This is a genomic window from Pseudomonas sp. GM74 (genome assembly GCF_000282455.1).
In the GTDB taxonomy this organism is placed as follows: Bacteria; Pseudomonadota; Gammaproteobacteria; order Pseudomonadales; family Pseudomonadaceae; genus Aquipseudomonas.
The window spans coordinates 1-2,066 of record NZ_AKJG01000087.1 but is presented as its reverse complement, the minus strand read 5'-3'; the positions used below and the strand labels follow the sequence as shown (position 1 = coordinate 2,066).

At 50.8% G+C, this 2,066-nt stretch carries 2 protein-coding genes and 1 pseudogene; all 3 read right to left on the bottom strand.

The window, feature by feature from the left end; all coding sequences use genetic code 11:
- Positions 1-763, bottom strand: a pseudogene (locus PMI34_RS10535) (RHS repeat domain-containing protein); the annotation flags it as partial.
- Positions 764-1,010: 247 nt separating this feature from the next.
- Positions 1,011-1,442 carry an NTF2 fold immunity protein gene (locus tag PMI34_RS0127380; RefSeq protein WP_081498096.1) on the bottom strand — a complete coding sequence of 144 codons (432 nt, stop codon included), beginning with the start codon at positions 1,440-1,442 and terminating at the stop codon, positions 1,011-1,013.
- 1 nt (position 1,443) lies between these two features.
- On the bottom strand, positions 1,444-2,066 hold a 623-nt coding region (locus PMI34_RS10540), incomplete at its 5' end, for an RHS repeat-associated core domain-containing protein (protein ID WP_008051263.1).

Below are 2,066 nucleotides of genomic sequence, written 5' to 3'. Positions count from 1 at the left end.
GGAAGTAGTAAAGCTGCTGCTCCCCACCCTCCTCCTGGTCCACCCGCGCCAAGGGGGCATAACTGCCCGGCTCATACAGGTACAGACTGCTCCGCCCCGGACTTTCCTCGCGCAGCATCCGCAGGCCTTGCCACAAAAAGTGCTTCTGCTCGGTCCGACCCTTGACCTCTGAAACCTTGGCAACCCACCGCCCCAGGCTGTCGTACCGATACGAACCGGTACTCTCCAATTTGCCGTGGACCAACGTCTCAGCCCGAACCAAGCGATTTTCACAGTCATAACGAAACGTCTGCAGCTTGCCCATCCCGCTGCGTTTTTCAATCAGGTTGCCCCACGCATCGTAGGCATATTCCTGATCCCGCCAGCGCTTGAGGCGGTTGTCCTTGACGTGGTCGAACTGGCTGGTGTTGAAGTTCAGCCGGTTCGCCGCGGCGTCGCAGCGGAATTCTTCGCTGTCGACCAACTGGCCGGTGTCGCGGCTGTGCAGTTGGCCGTTGGCTTCGTATTCGTACTTGATCTCGCCGCGCATTTTGTCGAGGGTGCGGGTCAGTTCGCCGGCTTGGTCGTACTGGTGACGGCGGTGGATCGGGTTGTAGGCGTGCTTGACCAGCAGGTCAGGCTGGATGCCGGGGTTGTGGATGCGCGAGAGTTTTTCCGCCGGCAGGCGTGAGGCGAACTGCCAGCTCTTGCGGCCCAGGGCGTCGTAGCCGAAGCAGCTGGTGAGGGTGCCCTGGGTGCGCAGGACTTCGCGGTGCAGGTCATCGCTCATGTCGATGAGCATCACCTAGACCGTGACAGTGGAATACAGGGAATGCCCTAAGGCGCTTTCGAAATTAATAATCTATGCAATAGATTAGTAAAGAGAGTGACTGAAGCAAAAGTACACAGTCACTCAGAAAATTAAATTTTAAAGATCTTGACCATTCCCACAAACCATCTCCAACTCCGCTGCCCCCCCATATTCTTTGAGGACTCACTCAAAGCCGAAAACTCCATTTCAGTTTCTTACATTACAAAGGCGAGCGCTTCCATTTATCGTCATACCCCAAACTCTCTTTCTTTTTAATTCTCCATTCGCCAGCCTTAAAAACCATAAAAATTCGCGATGTAACCTCTACCCCAACAGTTTGTTGAATCTGAAAAACAATCTCATCGTCGCTCACAGAAATGACCTCTATAATGTCAGACTGCGGATCATACGTTGGAGGATTCGTACAGCCCAAGTCTATCAAACGGCCAAAATTGCTTTTATCTTTCAACGCAAATTTTTGTAGTACTTTTTCCAACTTATCGCTAAATCGAACTTTTATAGCAGGATCATCCCCGCCTCCGGCTAGATTTTCCTTTCGAACGCTAAAAAACTCTACTTCCCAAGAGTGCATATCAGCCATAAAGTCATTAACAATCTTTAATGCTTGCAGTGAACGATCTTTATCAGTCATATCAATTCCCAAAAATTCCTTCGAGTATTTTATTGCCCTGACGGTAAACATCATAGGTTATCGATGTTGGTCGCGTCCCACCGTTGCCATAGATGAAATTCAATTCAACATCTACTGCACCTTTCTTTTTTACAGCATTGGCAACGGCCGATTCAAAATCTCTAAACTGCCCACGATTTATACCTTTTAACTGTGGGAAAACTCCATCTTTACCTCCCGCACCACCGAGAAGCTTACCGATTATATGCCCGGCATCATCATCAGAATTACCCAGTAACCTGGCCCATGCCCGGGATGATGCATTAGTTGCAGTACCCGTTCCCAAATCTTTTGGAGTAATAGTGGCGGTTGCTTTTAGCGGCTGTCCTCCTCCCCCTCTCGTGACGCTAGTAGTCACGCACCACCCTAGAGGGTCAATCCACCCGTTTGTGTTGGGTGCATAACCATACAAATTACTACCGCCCAACAACCCAATCGGATCCTGCGTAACAAACCGCCCCACCTCCGGATCGTAATACCGAAACGTGTTGTAGTGCAGCCCCGTCTCGTCGTCGAAATACTGCCCCTGAAACCGCAGGTTCTGCTCGACTTCGTTGACCTCAAGCTTCTCAACCGAACCCCAAG

Bases quoted from the DNA above. Each gene is read 5' to 3' on its own strand.
- PMI34_RS0127380 (WP_081498096.1), bottom strand. From the start codon at position 1,442: ATGACTGATAAAGATCGTTCACTGCAAGCATTAAAGATTGTTAATGAC.